Raw genomic sequence first — 17,270 nt, forward strand, 5'->3', positions numbered from 1 at the left:
GTACTTATCCCAGTTCCTGAATCGCTTTTTCCAGCGCAGCGCGCAGCAGGTGCCGGTCGTGGCGATAGGGCACGTCCGAGGCCTCCAGCGGCTCCTGGATCACCAGGCGCCCTTCAATACCGCTGACGTCCACTTTCGGACCGACCACCACCGCATCAATGATTTTCTTGCCGACGTACTGTTCCATCAGCGCCAGCTTCTCATGCAGCGCCAGGCTCGCCGCCGCCGGACTCAGCTCGCGACCAAGATTACCGATGTAAACCACCGGGGCAGGGGTGCGCCGCAGCGCCTGAGCAAGATCGGGCAGCAGCAGCAGGGGGATCAGGCTGGTGTAAAAGCTGCCGGGGCCAATCAGAATTAAGTCCGCTTCGGCAATCGCATCGACCGCCTCCCGGGTGGCGGGCGCAGGTGGGTAGAGCATCAGCTCCGTCGGCGGCAGCTCCAGCGCGTCCACGCTCACCTCGCCGTATACATGATTGCCTTCCGCATCCAGCGCCATCAGATCCACCGGATGCTCTGACATCGGGATCAAAAACGCATCCACCTTCAGCAGGTTACGAATGATATTGATGGCTTCGAGAGGCCGCACGCTCAGGTGATCCAGCGCCTTTAACATCAGATTTCCGAGGTTATGCCCGGAAAGTTCACCATTCCCGCCAAAACGATACTCAAACATCGCCGAGGCGACGCTCGGTTCGGTAATTAACTGGTTCAGACAGTTGCGCATATCGCCCCAGGCGATCCCGCCTTCGGAGCGGCGAATGCGTCCGGTAGAACCGCCGTTATCGGTGGTGGTGACGATACCGGTCAGGCGCGAACCGAGGGAAGAGAGAGATGACATGACGCGCCCGAGACCGTGCCCGCCGCCCAAAGCGACAACGCGGTCGAGATCCGCAAACGTGCGATTACGCATAGAAAATCCTTATCACTGACTGACGCTGCTACGGTAGCGCAAATTACGTTAAAAAACTAACCGTCACCAGCGTAAAATGATGCATATCATGGCAATTCATTTGCTTTCACGTATTCTGCTGAGAATTGCTGCAATAAGCTCGTTATATAAATATTTACATAGCGAAAAAGCCGATGGTTCAACCTTCGCTTACGCGCTACTATTGCAGTTACCTGTTTCATTTACTGATGAAACAACACTCTAGCCTTCACGCCTGGGTCTTCGGATATGGCGCGCTGGCCGTGGCATAAGCCACCAGGGTACAGCCAGAAATAGCTGTGCCTCCCGAACTGGAAAGGTGTACATGGTCTCACAACTCACTGACGCATTTGCGCGTAAGTTTTATTACTTACGTCTGTCGATCACCGACGTCTGCAACTTTCGTTGCACCTACTGTCTGCCGGATGGCTACAAGCCCGGCGGCGTCACCAATAAAAGCTTTCTGAATCTCGATGAAATTCGTCGGGTGACCCGCACCTTTGCCGCGCTCGGCACTGAGAAAGTGCGCCTCACCGGTGGCGAACCCTCGCTGCGCCGCGATTTCACCGATGTGATTGCGGCGGTGCGTGAAAACGCCGCCATCCGCCAGATTGCGGTCACCACCAACGGCTACCGTCTGGCGCGCGACGTGGCGCAGTGGCGCGATGCCGGTCTGACCGCCATTAACGTCAGCGTCGACAGCCTCGACGCGCGTCAGTTTCACGCCATCACCGGTCAGGACAAATTCCATCAGGTGATGGCCGGCATCGATGCCGCCTTTGACGCCGGTTTTGAGCGGGTGAAGGTCAATACCGTATTGATGCGCGACGTGAACCATCACCAGCTCGACACCTTCCTTAACTGGATCCAGCCGCGCCCGATTCAGTTACGCTTTATCGAACTGATGGAGACCGGCGAGGGCAGCGAGCTGTTCCGCAAGCATCACCTCTCCGGCGCGGTGCTGCGCGATGAGCTGCTGCGTCGCGGCTGGATCCGCCAGCTGCGCAGCCGCAGCGATGGCCCGGCGCAGGTGTTTTGCCACCCGGACTACGCCGGTGAAATCGGCCTCATCATGCCCTACGAAAAAGATTTCTGCGCCAGCTGCAATCGCCTGCGCGTGTCGTCTGTCGGCAAGCTGCACCTGTGCCTGTTCGGCGATGGCGGGGTGGATCTTCGCGAGCTGCTGCAGGACGACAGCCAGCAGGCTGCGCTGGAAGCCCGCATTGCCGGGGCGCTCAGCCACAAAAAGCAGACGCACTTCCTGCATCAGGGCAATACCGGCATCACCCAGAACCTGTCGTATATCGGCGGCTAACCGCGCCGCAAGGAGAGATCATGAGCCAGCCCAGCGCTGAATTTATTCCGCTTAATATCGCTATTCTGACGGTGTCTAACCGCCGCACGGACGAAGACGATACCTCCGGCCACTATCTGCGCGACGCCGCGACCGACGCCGGGCATCTGGTGGTGGACAACGCCATCGTGAAAGAGAACCGCTACGCCATCCGCGCGCAGGTCTCCGCCTGGATTGCCCATGATGAGGTGCAGGTGGTGCTGGTAAATGGCGGCACCGGCTTTACCGAAGGCGACCAGGCACCGGAAGCGCTGCTGCCGCTGTTTGACCGCGAAGTTGAAGGGTTCGGCGAAGTGTTCCGCATGCTCTCGTATGAAGAGATCGGCACCTCGACGCTGCAGTCGCGGGCGCTGGCGGGCGTGGCTAACCGCACGCTGATTTTCGTGATGCCCGGTTCGACCAAAGCCTGCACCACCGCCTGGGAAAACATCATCGCGCCGCAGCTCGATGCCCGAACCCGCCCCTGTAATTTCCATCCCCACCTGAAGAGATAGGTTATGTCACAACTTACGCACCTGAACGAGGCGGGTGAAGCGCATATGGTGGACGTATCCGCCAAAGCGGAAACCGTGCGCGAAGCGCGGGCCGAAGCCTTTATCACCATGGCGCCGCAGACGCTGGCGATGATCCTCGACGGCAGTCACCACAAGGGTGACGTGTTCGCCACCGCGCGCATTGCCGGCATTCAGGCCGCCAAGCGCACCTGGGATTTGATACCGCTTTGCCATCCGCTGCTGCTCAGCAAAGTGGAAGTGCAGCTGCAGGCCGAGCCGGCGCACAACCGCGTGCGCGTGGAGTCCCTGTGCCGCCTCTCGGGGAAAACTGGCGTGGAGATGGAAGCCCTGACCGCCGCATCGGTGGCGGCGCTGACCATCTACGACATGTGTAAAGCGGTGCAGAAAGATATGGTGATTGGTCCGGTGCGCCTGCTGGCGAAATCCGGTGGCAAATCCGGCGACTTTAAGGCGGACGACCATGATTAACGTGCTGTTTTTTGCCCAGGTGCGCGAGCTTATCGGCTGCGATAACCTGCAGGTGGAGGGCGACTACGCGACGGTTGAGGCGCTGCGTGCTGAACTGGCAACGCGCGGTGATCGCTGGGCGCTGGCGCTGGAGAGCGGCAAGCTGCTGGCGGCGGTAAATCAGACGCTGGTGCCGCTCGATCATGCCGTGCAGGCGGGCGATGAAGTGGCGTTTTTCCCACCGGTTACCGGAGGCTGAATGGAACAGACCCGCATCCGCGTCGGCCATGCGCCTTTCAGCGTCGGCGACGAGTACCAGTGGCTGGCCGCCTGTGGCGAAGATGGCGCGGTGGTCACCTTTACCGGCAAAGTGCGCAACCATAACCTCGGCGATAACGTCACCGCCCTGACGCTGGAGCACTATCCGGGCATGACCGAAAAGGCGCTGGCGGAGATCGTGGCTGAAGCCCGGTCACGCTGGCCGCTGACCCGCGTCACGCTTATTCACCGCATCGGCGAGCTGAAAACCGGTGAAGAGATCGTGTTTGTCGGCGTCACCGGCGCGCATCGCGGTGCGGCCTTTGATGCTGCCGAGTTTATGATGGACTATCTGAAAACCCGCGCCCCGTTCTGGAAGCGCGAAGCCACGCCTGAGGGCGAGCGCTGGGTCGATGCGCGGCAGAGTGACAAGGATGCCGCCGGACGCTGGTAGCGGGCGACTTTTATCAGATGTGTTAGTCTTAAGGCACAGGGGCGCTTCGCCCGGTGTTCATTGATATCAAAGGAGCCATCATGGATCGATATCCACACTCTAACGGCACTATTGTTCAGGGCCGCAGCGGTCTGCAAACCTATATGGCGCAGGTCTACGGCTGGATGGCCTCCGGGCTGTTCCTGACCGCATTCATCGCCTGGTATGCGGCCAATACTCCGGCGGTGATGCAGTTCGTCTTCGCCAGTAAGATCACCTTCTTCGGGCTTATCATCGCCCAGCTGGCGCTGGTGTTCGTGATCTCAGGCCTGGTGCATAAGCTGAGCGGCGCGGTCGCCACCTCGCTGTTTATGCTCTACTCCGCGCTTACCGGCCTGACGATGGCGAGTATTTTTCTCGTCTACACCTACAGCTCTATCGCCAGCACCTTCGTGGTCGCCGGTGGGATGTTCGGTGCCATGAGCCTGTACGGCTACACCACCAAACGCGATCTGAGCGGCTTCGGTAACATTCTGTTTATGGCGTTGATCGGCATCGTGCTGGCGTCGCTGGTGAACTTCTGGCTCCAGAGCAAAGCGCTGATGTGGGCCGTGACCTATATCGGGGTGGTGGTGTTTGTTGGCCTGACGGCATATGACACCCAGAAGCTGAAAAACATCGGTCAGCAGATTGACGTCAACGACCGCGAAAACCTGCGCCGCTACTCGATTGTGGGTGCGCTGACGCTGTATCTCGACTTCATCAACCTGTTCCTGATGCTGCTGCGCATATTCGGCAACCGCCGTTAAGCCTAATAAATCAGATAAACGCCGTGCTATTTGCGCGGCGTTTTTGTTTATACAGGATTGTTTGTAGTCTGAATGAGGACTATATTCAGACTATCACTTTAGGGAGACTCTTATGCGCGTAGAAACCATCAGCTATGTTAAAAAAAATGCGGCGACGCTCGAACTTGATGAACCCATCCTGGTGACGCAGAACGGCGTTCCGGCGTATGTTATTGAGTCATGGGCAGCGCAGCAGCAACGTGAAAATGCGATTGCCTTGCTCAAAATGATGACCCTGTCTGAGCAGGACAAACTCGACGGCAACGTCATGTCTAAAGAGGCACTTCTGGCGAGGATCGGCCAGTCACAGGATTGATTTCATCGGGACTGATGATGACGCAAGTGAACACGAGTTTCGAATATACGCTCACGGTAAAAGTCTGCCTTGAGGACATCGCCTTTCACCTGACCCAACGTGGTGTTGAGCCACTCCCCCTTATCACGCGGCTGATTAACCAGTTTGAAGCGCGGGTAGGGTTTTTTCCGCTGAGCGCACAGGTTTGCCCGGAGCTGCTGCAGTTGGGTTGTGCGCGTTATCGCGAGTGCAACCTCGAAGAGGGGTATCGGGTGCTTTACAGCGTGGAAGGGCACCGTATCACCGCGCATGCTGTGCTGGCACAGCGGCAGGACATCAGGCAATTGTTGTTTAAGCGACTCATTCACCTCTGAACCATCGGGTGCGACGCGTTAACGTGCCGCACCCGGTTCCATCAGGTATTAGCCAGTTCTTTTTCGTTCTTCGCCCGCAGTTTCTTCGCCCGGCTTTCCAGCGCCAGGTAGCAGAAGATTGCCAGCAGCAGCGGCAGGAAGTAGTAGAGCACGCGGTAGGCCAGCAGCGAGGCGATGATCGTCCCCTGGCTGGTATGCTCCCCGGCCAGCAGGGCGATAAACACCGCCTCCAGCACGCCAATCCCGGCCGGGATATGCACAATCACCCCGGCGATGCTGCTCACCAGCAGGATCCCCAGTACGAAGAAGTAGTTCACATCCTGGCCCATCAGCAGCCAGATGATGGCGCCCATCGCCATCCAGTTAGCGCTGGAGATCACCAGCTGCACCACGGCAAATTTGAACGACGGCAGCACCAGTTTCTGGCCTTTAATAGTCGCGTGACGGCGTTTAGCGAAGGCGCAGAACCAGAGATAAACCGCGATAATCGCCAGCAGCACGATGCCGACAATGCGCAGAGTGCCGCCGTCGATATACCAGTGCGCCGGGAGCTTCACCACATCAAAGGTAAAGATCACCCCGCCGAGCAGAATGTAGCCCAGCCAGTTAGTGGAGATACTGAGTGAGAAAATGCGCGTGATGGTCGAGCTGGGCAGGCCGAGGCGGGAGTAAAGGCGATAGCGCATGCCAATACCGCCAACCCAGGTACTGAGCGTCAGGTTGAAGGCGTAGCAGACGAACGACACCAGCATCACCTGGCGTTTTGCCAGCTTGTGCCCGCAGTAGGCGCGCCCGAGCAGGTCATAGCAGCCGTAAAGCAGGTAGCTGACAATCACCAGCCCGACAGCGCTCAGCAGCGCGGTGCGGTTATAATCGCGAATGACCTTCCACACTTCCTCCCAGTCCACTTTCTGGGCGTACAGCACCAGCAGGACCACCACCGCAATGAAGAAGACCCACGTCAGGATCTTCTTCGTCATGCGCCACTTGTGTGATTTTGCCATCAGAATTTTGCTCCCGGATTATCCGTTTCGACCCGATCCTGGGTCTCCATTTCGGGCTGCACAGGCGGCTCCACCAGGGACAGCCGCGGAGTATGTGCAGGTAACCAGCCCACCAGAGCCGGGAAGTGACGTAAAAAGTGGAACGCCACCACGCTCTTGGTGAGGTTCCACCAGGTGCGTTTTGGCATCAGGGTCTCATCCACCTGCTGACAGTCCTTCTCAATCAGCTGCATCAGGTTGTCGTGCAGTGTCTGGTTGAAGGTGCGATCGTGTATGATCAGGTTGGCTTCAAGGTTAAGCGACAGGCTGAGCGGGTCGAGGTTACTGGAGCCGACCGTCGCCCAGTGATCGTCCATCACTGCGACCTTGCCATGCAGCGGACGGCGCAGATACTCGTAAACTTCAACCCCGCCCTTCACCAGATAGTTATAGAGCAGGCGCGCGCCCACCTTCACAATCGGCATATCCGGCTCGCCCTGCACGATAAGCTTCACGCATACCCCGCGGCGGGCCGCGTTGCGCATGGCATGCAGCAGACGGTAGCCGGGGAAGAAGTAGGCGTTGGCGATGATCACTTCCTGCTTGGCATTCGCCAGCATTTTCAGGTAGTAGCGCTCGATATCATCCCGGTGATCGTCGTTGTCACGCCAGACAAACAGCGCCTGGGCTTCACCCGGCGCGTTGTTATCCTGTGCCTGATGACGACGACGGCCCCACCAGCGGCGCATCTCCTCGTGGCCCGGCAGGTTTTGCAGCACGAACGCGTAGATGTCCTGCACCACCGGTCCCTGCACCCTGACGGCGTAGTCCTGCTTGGCTTCCGGGCCATAATCAGACATATGCTCCGCGGAATAGTTAATGCCGCCGACGAACGCCAGTTCGCCGTCGATAACCACAATTTTGCGGTGCATGCGGCGGAACACATTGGTTCGCATGCCCATCAGCGGCGGGCGCGGATCGTAGTAGCGGAACTTGACGCCGGCAGAGGTCAGCTGGTTTACGAAGTCGTCGCTGAGATCCGGGGAGCCGTAGCCGTCCAGCAGCACCTCCACGCTGACGCCGCGCCGGGCAGCGGCCAGGATCGCCCGGTGCAGCTCTTTGCCGACCTTATCCTCAAACCAGATAAAGGTTTCGAGGAACACTTTGTCTTTTGCCTCATCAATTGCGGCGAATACCGCCGGGAAGAACGCTTCGCCGTTCTCCAGCAGTTCAATACGGTTACCATCACGCCATGCGGGTTTCATAAATGGATCTCCACAGCCAACGGGGCATGATCGGACAGGTGACGCCACTCACGCAGCGGCAGCTTTTGCGGGCTGCTGGCATGGGCGTTTTTCACGTAAATACGGTCGAGGCGCAGCAGCGGGAACGCCACCGGAAAGGTACGCGCCGGGCGGCCATCGGCCTGGGTAAATACCTCATCCAGCCCGGCTTTCGCTTTCAGCTGGCGGTTTGCCTGCTGACGCCAGTCGTTAAAGTCGCCCGCAACCAGCACGGCTTCGCCGTCCGGCAGGCCGTTAACCAGCTCGCACAGCATCTCCAGTTGCGCCTGACGGTGCCCTTCCCGTAGCCCCAGATGAACACAAATCACATGCAAGCGCTTATCGCTGTTCGGCACGGAGAGTTGACAGTGCAGCATTCCGCGTTTCTCATGGCCTTCCACTGAGACGTCGCGGTTTTCGTAATGTTCAATCGGGAAGCGCGACAGCACGGCGTTACCGTGGTGGCCTTCCGGGTAGACGGCGTTGCGTCCGTACGCGAAATCGCTCCACATAGTATCGGCGAGAAACTCGTAGTGGGTGGTGTCCGGCCAGTTTTCGATGTGCAGCGGATGCACTTCATGCGCGCCCATCACTTCCTGCAGGCAGACAATATCCGCCGACACGCTGCGCACGGCATCACGCAGTTCGGGCAGGATGAAGCGTCGGTTAAAGGCGGTGAATCCTTTGTGGGTATTAATGGTCAGTAATTTGACCGTTAAATGTGTTGTCATGTCAGCCATGTGCCTCCCGGCGCATCTTGTTTTTCTCTGCGTTGTTCTCGCTACGGCAGTGCAAAAGCGACGTCGCCGTCCCCTGAACCTGCCGGAAACCGCGTGCCGTCTGGCTGGCCGCATAAAGCGGAACAACGAGGTATCCTCATGAAAATAAAGTGTAGTCCCTGTCACAAAAAGGTGCGGCCTTACGGAATTTTCCGTAAAGTGCGGTACTCTGATTTGATAGTAGAAGATCCCACAGGAGAGAAGCCATGAAGTGGCAACAGCGTGTTCGTGTCGCAACAGGTCTGAGTTGCTGGCAGATTATGTTGCATTTGCTGGTGGTCGGGATGCTGATTGCCGGCTGGATGAGCGGGGCGCTGGTGCGCGTCGGTCTCGCCATGTGCGTGCTCTACGGCGTGACCGTTATCCTGATGCTGGCGTTTCAGCGCCACCCGGAAAGCCGCTGGCGCGCCTTTGCTGACGTGCTGGAAGAGCTGACCACCACCTGGTATTTCGGCGCGGCGATGATTGCGCTGTGGCTGCTCTCCCGCGTGCTGCACAATAACCTGCTGCTGGCGCTGGCGGGCCTTGCCATTCTCGCCGGCCCGGCGCTGGTGTCGCTGCTGGTCAAAGAGCGCCGTCGCCACTCAGCCCACTTTGCGTCTAAACATCAGGTACGCCGCTAGTCCCGTGGTGGCCGCTATCACCAGCAGCGGCCACAAACTTCCCCAGACAATCCCCAGACTCGCATCCTTCAGGTAGATCTGCTTGGTAATATCGGTAAAGTGCCGGATAGGGTTGGCCCAGGTCAGATTTTGCAGCCACACCGGCATGTTCTCCACCGGCGAGACGTATCCCGAGAGCAATATCGCCGGCATCATAAACACAAACACCCCGATAAACGCCTGCTGTTGCGTCGCGCAGAGTGCGGAAATCAGCAGCCCGAAGCCCACCAGCGACAGCCCGTAAATCACCATCGTGAACCAGAACAGCGTCAGCGAGCCGGAGAAGGGGATGTCGTACCCCCAGATGCCGACGCCCAGCACCACCGACGCCTGGAAAGTCGAGACAATCAGAGCCGGCACCGCTTTACCAACGAAAATCTGCCAGGTTGCCAGCGGCGAGACCAGCAGCTGATCGAGCGTACCCTGTTCGCGCTCCCGCGCCACCGACAGCGACGTGACAATCAGCACGCCGATGGTGGTGATCATCGCAATCAGCGACGGCACCACAAACCATTTGTAATCGAGGTTCGGGTTGTACCAGTTACGCACCACCAGTTCGCTGTTGTTCGGTTTCGGCAGCGAGGCGGTCAGCTCCTGCTGATAGTCCTTCACCATCTGCTGTAAATAGTTGGCGGCAATCTGGGCGCTGTTGGAGTTGCGCCCGTCAAGGATCAGCTGCATCTGCGCTGGCTCCAGACTGTCGAGGCGGCGCGAGAAGTCCGGCGGGAAGCGTACAAGCAGCAGCGCCTTCTGCTGGTCGATGGTCGGGCGGATCTGCTGCGGGCTGTCCACCCGCAGCACGTGGGTAAACGCCTTCGCCTGGCTGAAACGCTGGGTCAGCTCGGTGGCGTGTTTACCGCTGTCCTCGCTGTAGACCGCAATGGTGGCGTTGGTCACCTCCAGCGTGGCGGCGAAGGGGAACAGCAGCACCTGGATCACCACCGGCAGGATCAGGATGGCGCGGGTCTGCGGCTCGCGCAGCAGCGACTGCAGCTCTTTGCGAATTAGCGTCCATAAGCGATAAAACATAGCTGCTCCTTAATCCAGACGCCGTTTGGTTTTCCACCACGTCAGGCCGATAAACAGCACCGCCGAGGCGATCAGAAACAGCACGTTCACCGCCAGCACCACCGGGATATTGCCGGCGAGGAACAGGCTTTGCAGGGTGCTGACGAAGTAGCGGGCGGGGATCACATACGTAAAGGCGCGGATCACCGCTGGCATACTGTCGATCTGGAAAATAAACCCGGACAGCATAATTGACGGCAGGAACGCCGCGTTGAGCGCCACCTGCGCGGCGTTGAACTGGTTGCGGGTGAGGGTAGAGATGAGCAGCCCCATGCCCAGGGTGCTGAGTAAAAACAGGCTGGCGATAACAAACAGCAACAGCAGGGAGCCGCGAAACGGCACGCCGAGAATAAACACCGACACCAGCATACAGAGCAGCATCGCCAGCATGCCGAGGAAGTAGTAGGGGATAAGCTTGCACAGCAGCAGCTCAACGCGCGTTACCTCGGTGGAGAGCAGCGCCTCCATAGTGCCGCGCTCCCACTCGCGGGCCACCACCAGCGAGGTGAGTATCGCGCCGATGACCGTCATGATAATGGTCACCGCGCCGGGAATAATAAAGTGCTGGCTGATGGCCGCCGGGTTGAACCAGTAGCGGGTCTGCACGTCAATCAGCGGTTCAAAGGTTTCGCCGCGATCCTCGGCGCGCTGCTGCTGCCAGATCTGCCAGATGCCCTCCATATAGCCCTGCACGAAATTCGCCGTGTTGGGTTCGCTGCCATCGGTAATCACCTGCACCGGCGCGGTGGCACCGTCGCGCGCCATGTTGCTGGCGAAATCCACCGGGATCACCACCAGCCCGCGTATTTTTCCGGCCTGCATCATCTCCACCAGCGCGCCGCGGTTGTCGCTCACCGTGGCATCAATAAACGGCGAAGCGGTGATGGCATGGGTGAAGTCCAGCGCCTCCTCGCTCTGCTGCTCCAGCAGCACGCCCACTTTCAGGCGGCTGGAGTCGAGGTTGATACCGTAGCCGAAGATAAACAGCAGCAGCAGGGGGATCACCACCGCGATCAGCCAGCTGCTGGGGTCGCGCACGATCTGCCGCGTCTCTTTGATACACAGCGCCCGCACGCGCCGCCAGGAAAGTGCGCTCATGCCGCATGCTCCTTATCCCACCGGTGGATCAGGGTAATAAACGCCTGCTCCATGGTCGGATCGTCATCCTCCCGGGTTGCCGCCTGGGCTTTGAGATCGTCCGGCGTACCGCTGGCAATCAGCTTGCCGTGATACACCAGCCCGATACGGTCGCAGTACTCCGCCTCATCCATAAAGTGGGTAGTGACCATCACCGTCACCCCTTTTTCCACCATGCTGTTGATGTGCAGCCAGAACTCGCGCCGGGTCAGCGGGTCAACGCCGGAGGTAGGTTCATCAAGAAACAGAATATCGGGCTCGTGCATCAGGGCGCAGACCAGCGCCAGCCGCTGCTTGAAGCCGAGCGGCAGGGCATCGGTGGGCTGATCGGCGATAGTATCGAGGCCAAACGCCTTGCTCATGCGCGCAATCTTGTCGTTCTGCGCCCGGCCACGCAGGCCGTATACCCCGGAGAAGAAGCGCAGGTTTTGCGCCACCGTCAGGTTGCCGTAGAGCGAGAACTTTTGCGCCATGTAGCCCAGGTGCTGGCGCGCTTTCCCGGAGCTGGTTTTCAGATCGAGATCCAGGACCAGCGCTTTACCGACGGTGGGGGGCAGCAGACCGCACATCATCTTGAAGGTGGTGGATTTCCCGGCACCGTTCGGCCCGAGCAGACCGAAAATCTCCCCGCGCTGGACGGAGAAGTCCACCCGATCGGTGGCGGCAAAATCGCCAAATTTTTTGGTCAGCTGCCGGGCTTCAATGACCGTCTCTTCGGGGTTGCCCTCCACGGTATGCAGAATGGCACCCAGCGGCGATTCAGAGGTTCCGGCCCCGCCGAGCAGGTCGATAAAGGCATCTTCAAAGCGCGGTGACGTGTCGCGCAGCACCAGATCGGCAAGGCCTGGGGCAGCGCGGAGCTGTGCCGGGTCGCTGTCTCTGGTCAGGATCAGGCGCACCGAACGCCCCTGGATCATGGCGTCGCTCACCTGGGGCAGCTTCAGCGCCTGCTGGAGCAGAGCGCGGTTATGAATGGTCGGGCTGGTGGCAAGGAAGCTGCGCCCGGCCATCTGGCGCGTCAGCTCAGTGGGGGCGCCCTGGAACAGCAGTTCGCCCTCGTTCATCAGCAGCACCGAGCGGCACTGCTCGGCCTCGTCGAGGTAAGAGGTGCTCCAGAGGATCAGCATGCCGTCACCGGCCAGCTCGTGCACCATCTGCCACAGCTCACGGCGCGAGATCGGGTCCACGCCGACCCCCGGCTCGTCGAGCAGCAGCACCTTCGGCGTGCCGACCAGCGTGCAGGCCAGCCCCAGTTTCTGCTTCATCCCGCCGGAGAGCTTCCCCGCCAGCCGGTCAGTAAAGGGGCCAAGTGCAGTGAATTCCAGCAGGCGCTCAAAGGTGGTGATACGCGCTTCGCCGGTGACGCTGCGCAGATCGGCATACAGCGTCAGGTTTTCCATCACCGTCAGATCTTCATACAGGCCAAACTTCTGCGGCATGTAACCGAGCATGGCGTGCAGGGCGTTATCATCGGCAATCGGATCGAGGCCCAGCACTTCAGCCTGCCCTTCGTCGGGACGCAGCAGCCCCGCCAGCATACGCATCAGCGTGGTTTTTCCCGCGCCGTCGGGGCCGACCAGCCCGGTGACGCCCCCGGCGCGGATCTCGGCATCAAGCCGCGCCACCGCCGGTTTATCCATCCCGGGGAAACGCTTCTCCACGCCGTGCAGGCGGATTGCGCCCTCGCTACTCATGATGCGTCTCATCGAAGGTGACGGTCACCGGCATCCCCTGGCGCAGGCTGTCGTCAGCATCGGTGACGATAATGCGCAGGCGGTACACCAGGTCGGTGCGCAGATCCGGGGTTTCCACGGTTTTCGGCGTGAATTCGGCGGTCGGCGAGACAAAGCCGATTTTGCCGTGATAGGGCTTATCGGGGCGGCCATCGGTCCAGAGCTGTACCTGCTGGCCCGGCGTGGCGCGGTTGAGGTTCAGCTCATTGACGTAAGCACGCACCCACACCGGACGGGTGAGCGACAGGGTCAGCACGGTGCTGCCAGCGTTGAGCATGCTGCCCGGCTCCACTGCACGGGTCAGCAGCGTGCCGGGGGAGGGGGCGATAAGCGTGGTGTCGTGCAGATCCAGCTCGGCCTGCGCCACCTGCGCCCTGGCCTGTTCCACCGCTGCCTGGGCCTGCGCAATCTCCTGCGGGCGGTTACCGGCCTGGAACTGACTCAGCTTATCCTGCGCGGATTTCAGACTGGCCTGCGCCTGGTCGCGGGAGGAGCGGGCGTTTTCCAGGTCGTTGGCGGAGATGACGCGGCTTTTCCACAGCCCCTGCTGGCGCTGCCAGAAGTTCTGCGCATACTGATACGCCGCCTCGGCCTGACGCACTGCGGCTTGCGCCTGGGCGATCTCTTCGTCGCGGTAACCGGCTTTCGCCAGATCGAGTTTGGCTTCGGCGGTGGCGAGGCTGGCTTTCGCCTGCAGCAGGGCATTCTGGTACGGCGCACGGTCAAGCGTGCCGAGCGTCTGCCCTTGCTGCACCGCATCGCCCTCATCCACCGCCAGCGAGGCCAGCCGCCCGCCGACGCGGAAGCTGAGGTTCACGGTGCGGATATCAACGTTACCGTACAGGGTAAGGGTGTGCGGCTTGCTGTGCTGATACCACATCCATCCACCAGCAATAGCGGCCACAACCACCAGCGCGCCGACGATCAACAGCGGCTTTTTCATGCCTGAGACTCCTTACGGGCCAGCCCGTCGAGAATAAAGGTAATGTGACTCTTCACCACGCTGCTGATGCGGGCGCTTTTCGTTGCGTCAAAGCCGCTCCACCCGGCGCGCAGCAGGATAGTTTCACGCCCGAGACGGAAGGCGAGCACCTCGCCGAGCAAGGCGTGGGTGTGCAGTATGGTGTCGGTATCTTCTGCCTCGCGCCCGGTGCAGGCGGCGATCAGGCGCGTGAGGTGGCTGTGCAGCGGGGCGATCACCTGCTGATGGATATGCTGGTAGGCGGCGGTCGGCGAAAGCTGCTCGCGGGAGATAAACTTGCTGAGGTTCAGCGTGTCGTCCTGGGTCAGCAGGTGCACGATGTTATCGCAGGCCTGAAACAGCAGCGCGCGCATGGCGGCTATATCCGGCGGCTGCTGGCGCAACAGCGTCTCAGCGGCCTCGGCATGGGGCTGAAACCGGGTACTGATAAAATCAGCGATCCAGTGCGCACAGGCCATGTAGAGATCGTCCTTGGAGCCGAAATAGTAGGTGATTGCCGCAATGTTCTGCCCGGCATCGGCGGCGATGTCGCGGGTGGTGGCATTGAGGCCATACTCGCCGAACTGGGCAAGCGCGGCGGTAATCAGCTGATTACGGGCCTGTTCGCCGCGCGGCGTAACGGGTGAGGTTGTGGCATTCATAGGCGCGATAAAAGTTAATCAATCGATTGATTAAAAATATGGCTGTTTTTTGACCTTGTCCAGTCTGTAACGTATGTTTTTTATACCGTCTTTCACTTTTGCGACGCACGTCAGCATCAGGTCGCAGGGCGAAACACGGCGGCAGCGCGAGAATTTATGCGGTGAATCACAAAAACTGCTACACTCCGCCCCTTCATGACATTGTGGTTTTTGTCTCGCTATCAGGCCTCGGCCTAATGCCTTCCCCGGAAAACTACACCGCACGCGGTCAGGGGCAGGTCCGGAGTTGTTATGTCCTTTGATTCACTTGGTCTTGCCCCCGAAATCCTGAAAGCGATCGCTGAGCAGGGTTACACTCAACCGACCCCCATCCAACAACAGGCTATCCCGGCAGTGCTGGCAGGCCGTGATGTGATGGCCAGTGCCCAGACCGGCACCGGTAAAACCGCAGGCTTCACCCTGCCGCTGCTGCAGCTGCTGACCCAGCACAACCCGCACGCCAAAGGGCGTCGTCCGGTGCGCGCCCTGATCCTCACCCCGACCCGCGAACTGGCGGCGCAGATTGGTGAGAACGTCAGCGCGTACAGCCAGTATCTGAATATCCGCTCGCTGGTGGTGTTCGGCGGCGTGAGCATCAACCCGCAGATGATGAAGCTGCGCGGCGGCGTTGACGTGCTGGTGGCAACGCCGGGCCGTCTGCTTGATCTTGAACACCAGAACGCCCTCAAGCTCGACAGCGTAGAGATTCTGGTGCTGGACGAAGCCGACCGCATGCTGGACATGGGCTTCATCCACGACATTCGTCGCGTGCTGTCAAAACTGCCGGCGCGTCGTCAGAACCTGCTGTTCTCCGCGACCTTCTCGGATGACATCAAAGGGCTGGCGGAAAAACTGCTGCACAACCCGCTGGAAGTGGAAGTGGCGCGTCGCAACACCGCTTCTGAGCAGGTCACCCAGCACGTTCACTTCGTGGACAAAAAGCGCAAGCGGGAGCTGCTCTCTCAGATGATCGGCGAAGGCAACTGGCAGCAGGTGCTGGTGTTTACCCGCACCAAGCACGGCGCTAACCACCTCGCGGAGCAGCTGAACAAAGACGGTATCCGCTCTGCGGCAATCCACGGTAACAAGAGTCAGGGGGCGCGTACCCGTGCGCTGGCCGACTTCAAAACCGGTGATATCCGCGTGCTGGTTGCCACCGACATCGCGGCGCGCGGCATCGACATCGAAGAGCTGCCGCACGTAGTGAACTACGAGCTGCCGAACGTGCCGGAAGACTACGTGCACCGCATTGGCCGTACCGGACGCGCTGCTGCGACCGGGGAAGCGCTGTCGCTGGTCTGCGTAGACGAGCACAAGCTGCTGCGCGATATCGAGCGCCTGCTGAAGCGTGAAATCCCGCGCATTGCGCTGCCGGGCTACGAGCCGGACCCGAGCATCAAAGCCGAGCCGATCGTCAACGGTCGCCAGCAGCAGCGTGGCGGCGGTCGCGGTCAGGGCGGCGGTGGTCGTGGTCAGGGCCAGCCGCGTCGTCAGAACAGCGACAGCGCCGCGAAGCCGACCGGTGATAAACCGCGTCGTCAGGGCGGCGATGCAGCAAAACCCGCGGGCGAGAAGTCGCGCCGTCAGGGTGGCGACAGCGCGAAGCAGGGCCGCTGGTTAGGCGAGGGCGCATCACGTCCGTCCGGTGACGGCGCGCGTCGTCGTCGTCCGCCGCGTAAAGCCTCCTCCGGCGAATAATCCCTCCGGATGTTGTCAGCGGATTGCGGGGTAGCTAACATACCCCGCAATCTGTTTCGGGAGCCCCGTTCATGATCGATAAACACTCCACCGTCCCGGTTTACCTTCAGCTTGAAGCCTTTCTCACCGCGCAAATCCAGTCCGGCGCGCTAAAACCCGGCGACGCGCTGCCTTCCGAAACCGCACTCTGCCAGCAGTTTGGCATTGCCCGTATGACCGCCCGTAAAGCGGTGGATTATCTGGTACGCCAGGGCAAAGTCGAACGTCGACGCGGCCAGGGCACCTACGTCACGCACGCAAAACCGCCGCTGCGCATCGCGCTGCCGCTCGATCGCCATCTCACCTCCAGCGAAGCCACCCTCGCCCTCAACGAACCGATGGTTAACCGGCTGATCTGCCTGGAGCGCCAGCCCGTCAGCCATGATATGGCCGCGCTGCTCGCCATCGCGCCGGGGGATGACGTGTGGTTTATGAAGCGCCTGCGGCTGGTGGGTGATGTGCCGTTCGTGTTTGAGCAGTCCTGGATGCTGTGCGATCTGTTCCCGGATTTAACCCCCGCCGATCTCAATGCCTCAAAGTACGCCTACATCAGCCGGAAAGGCTACAGCGTAGCGCGCAGTGAAAAGCAGATCCGCGCCGAGCTGCCGGCCCGAGACGTGCAGGAGATGCTCAACATCCAGCGCGAAGAGCCGGTGCTGCACGCCACGTCGGTCGCCTGGCTGAGCGAAGGCCGCCCGTTTGAAGTCTCGGAAATCTACTACAACCAGCAGCACTACGTGTTCACCATCACCGCCGAACGACCCTAATTCC

General features: G+C 60.3%; 20 protein-coding genes and 1 riboswitch. Of the genes, 11 read left to right on the forward strand and 9 right to left on the reverse strand.

Annotated features, from left to right (window positions below; all coding sequences use genetic code 11):
• Positions 1 to 4: 4 nt before the first annotated feature.
• Positions 5 to 913 carry a uridine diphosphate-N-acetylglucosamine-binding protein YvcK gene (gene yvcK, locus ET34_RS0120050; protein ID WP_031525026.1) on the reverse strand — a complete coding sequence of 303 codons (909 nt, stop codon included), beginning with the start codon at positions 911 to 913 and terminating at the stop codon, positions 5 to 7.
• A gap of 224 nt (positions 914 to 1,137) precedes the next feature.
• Positions 1,138 to 1,269: riboswitch (molybdenum cofactor riboswitch) on the forward strand.
• On the opposite strand from yvcK, the gene moaA reads away from it, so the two are divergent.
• From moaA to ET34_RS0120090, 8 genes are all read left to right on the forward strand, one after another.
• Positions 1,257 to 2,246: a GTP 3',8-cyclase MoaA gene (gene moaA / locus ET34_RS0120055; RefSeq protein WP_031525027.1), complete on the forward strand. Its 990-nt coding sequence runs from the start codon at positions 1,257 to 1,259 to the stop codon at positions 2,244 to 2,246. Its footprint overlaps the riboswitch before it by 13 nt.
• 20 nt (positions 2,247 to 2,266) lie before the next feature.
• Positions 2,267 to 2,779, forward strand: a complete 513-nt coding sequence (gene moaB / locus ET34_RS0120060; RefSeq protein WP_031525029.1) for a molybdenum cofactor biosynthesis protein B — start codon at positions 2,267 to 2,269, stop codon at positions 2,777 to 2,779.
• Between the two features lie 3 nt (positions 2,780 to 2,782).
• The gene (gene moaC / locus ET34_RS0120065; protein WP_031525031.1) at positions 2,783 to 3,268 is read left to right on the forward strand and encodes a cyclic pyranopterin monophosphate synthase MoaC; all 486 of its coding nucleotides are present in this window, start codon (positions 2,783 to 2,785) and stop codon (positions 3,266 to 3,268) included.
• Positions 3,261 to 3,506, forward strand: coding sequence for a molybdopterin synthase sulfur carrier subunit (gene moaD / locus ET34_RS0120070; RefSeq protein ID WP_031525032.1), 246 nt, complete (start codon positions 3,261 to 3,263; stop codon positions 3,504 to 3,506). Before moaC ends, moaD begins: the two co-directional genes overlap by 8 nt.
• Positions 3,507 to 3,959, forward strand: coding sequence for a molybdopterin synthase catalytic subunit MoaE (gene moaE, locus ET34_RS0120075; protein ID WP_031525034.1), 453 nt, complete (start codon positions 3,507 to 3,509; stop codon positions 3,957 to 3,959).
• An 80-nt stretch (positions 3,960 to 4,039) separates the two neighbouring features.
• A complete protein-coding gene (locus tag ET34_RS0120080; RefSeq protein WP_031525036.1) occupies positions 4,040 to 4,747 on the forward strand; it encodes a Bax inhibitor-1/YccA family protein in 708 nt (235 codons plus the stop codon).
• A gap of 112 nt (positions 4,748 to 4,859) precedes the next feature.
• Positions 4,860 to 5,102 carry a prevent-host-death protein gene (locus tag ET34_RS0120085; RefSeq protein ID WP_031525037.1) on the forward strand — a complete coding sequence of 81 codons (243 nt, stop codon included), beginning with the start codon at positions 4,860 to 4,862 and terminating at the stop codon, positions 5,100 to 5,102.
• Between the two features lie 17 nt (positions 5,103 to 5,119).
• Entirely contained in the window at positions 5,120 to 5,455 is a 336-nt protein-coding gene (locus tag ET34_RS0120090) for a hypothetical protein (RefSeq protein WP_031525039.1), read from the forward strand.
• A gap of 41 nt (positions 5,456 to 5,496) precedes the next feature.
• On the opposite strand, the gene ET34_RS0120095 is transcribed toward ET34_RS0120090, so the two are convergent.
• The 3 genes from ET34_RS0120095 to ET34_RS0120105 are packed head-to-tail and all read right to left on the reverse strand — an operon-like array spanning position 5,497 to position 8,452.
• On the reverse strand, positions 5,497 to 6,459 hold the full coding sequence (locus ET34_RS0120095; RefSeq protein WP_031525041.1) for a lysylphosphatidylglycerol synthase domain-containing protein: 963 nt from the start codon (positions 6,457 to 6,459) through the stop codon (positions 5,497 to 5,499).
• Positions 6,459 to 7,703, reverse strand: coding sequence for a cardiolipin synthase ClsB (gene clsB / locus ET34_RS0120100; protein WP_031525043.1), 1,245 nt, complete (start codon positions 7,701 to 7,703; stop codon positions 6,459 to 6,461). The genes ET34_RS0120095 and clsB overlap by 1 nt, the downstream gene beginning before the upstream one ends.
• Entirely contained in the window at positions 7,700 to 8,452 is a 753-nt protein-coding gene (locus ET34_RS0120105; RefSeq protein WP_413783774.1) for an endonuclease/exonuclease/phosphatase family protein, read from the reverse strand. Before ET34_RS0120105 ends, clsB begins: the two co-directional genes overlap by 4 nt.
• Before the next feature lie 254 nt (positions 8,453 to 8,706).
• Between ET34_RS0120105 and ET34_RS0120110 the strand changes: the two genes are divergently transcribed.
• Positions 8,707 to 9,123 carry a YbhQ family protein gene (locus ET34_RS0120110; RefSeq protein ID WP_031525046.1) on the forward strand — a complete coding sequence of 139 codons (417 nt, stop codon included), beginning with the start codon at positions 8,707 to 8,709 and terminating at the stop codon, positions 9,121 to 9,123.
• Here ET34_RS0120110 and ET34_RS0120115 read toward each other — a convergent pair.
• Genes ET34_RS0120115 through cecR form a run of 5 tightly spaced genes read right to left on the reverse strand, consistent with a single transcriptional unit; the run spans position 9,085 to position 14,723 of the window.
• Positions 9,085 to 10,191 carry an ABC transporter permease gene (locus tag ET34_RS0120115; protein ID WP_031525048.1) on the reverse strand — a complete coding sequence of 369 codons (1,107 nt, stop codon included), beginning with the start codon at positions 10,189 to 10,191 and terminating at the stop codon, positions 9,085 to 9,087. The genes ET34_RS0120110 and ET34_RS0120115 overlap by 39 nt on opposite strands.
• A gap of 9 nt (positions 10,192 to 10,200) precedes the next feature.
• Positions 10,201 to 11,328: an ABC transporter permease gene (locus ET34_RS0120120; protein ID WP_031525049.1), complete on the reverse strand. Its 1,128-nt coding sequence runs from the start codon at positions 11,326 to 11,328 to the stop codon at positions 10,201 to 10,203.
• Positions 11,325 to 13,061, reverse strand: a complete 1,737-nt coding sequence (locus ET34_RS0120125; RefSeq protein WP_031525050.1) for an ATP-binding cassette domain-containing protein — start codon at positions 13,059 to 13,061, stop codon at positions 11,325 to 11,327. The genes ET34_RS0120120 and ET34_RS0120125 overlap by 4 nt, the downstream gene beginning before the upstream one ends.
• A complete protein-coding gene (gene hlyD, locus ET34_RS0120130) occupies positions 13,054 to 14,043 on the reverse strand; it encodes a secretion protein HlyD (protein WP_031525051.1) in 990 nt (329 codons plus the stop codon). Before hlyD ends, ET34_RS0120125 begins: the two co-directional genes overlap by 8 nt.
• Complete coding sequence (gene cecR, locus ET34_RS0120135) at positions 14,040 to 14,723, reverse strand: transcriptional regulator CecR (protein ID WP_031525053.1); 684 nt, start codon at positions 14,721 to 14,723, stop codon at positions 14,040 to 14,042. The genes hlyD and cecR overlap by 4 nt, the downstream gene beginning before the upstream one ends.
• Before the next feature lie 291 nt (positions 14,724 to 15,014).
• On the opposite strand from cecR, the gene rhlE reads away from it, so the two are divergent.
• Positions 15,015 to 16,460 (forward strand): ATP-dependent RNA helicase RhlE, encoded by a 1,446-nt coding sequence (gene rhlE, locus ET34_RS0120140; RefSeq protein ID WP_031525054.1) that lies wholly within the window; start codon positions 15,015 to 15,017, stop codon positions 16,458 to 16,460.
• A 71-nt stretch (positions 16,461 to 16,531) separates the two neighbouring features.
• Complete coding sequence (locus tag ET34_RS0120145; RefSeq protein ID WP_031525056.1) at positions 16,532 to 17,266, forward strand: GntR family transcriptional regulator; 735 nt, start codon at positions 16,532 to 16,534, stop codon at positions 17,264 to 17,266.
• Positions 17,267 to 17,270: the final 4 nt, after the last annotated feature.

The organism is Siccibacter colletis (assembly GCF_000696575.1).
Taxonomy (GTDB): Bacteria; Pseudomonadota; Gammaproteobacteria; order Enterobacterales; family Enterobacteriaceae; genus Siccibacter; species Siccibacter colletis.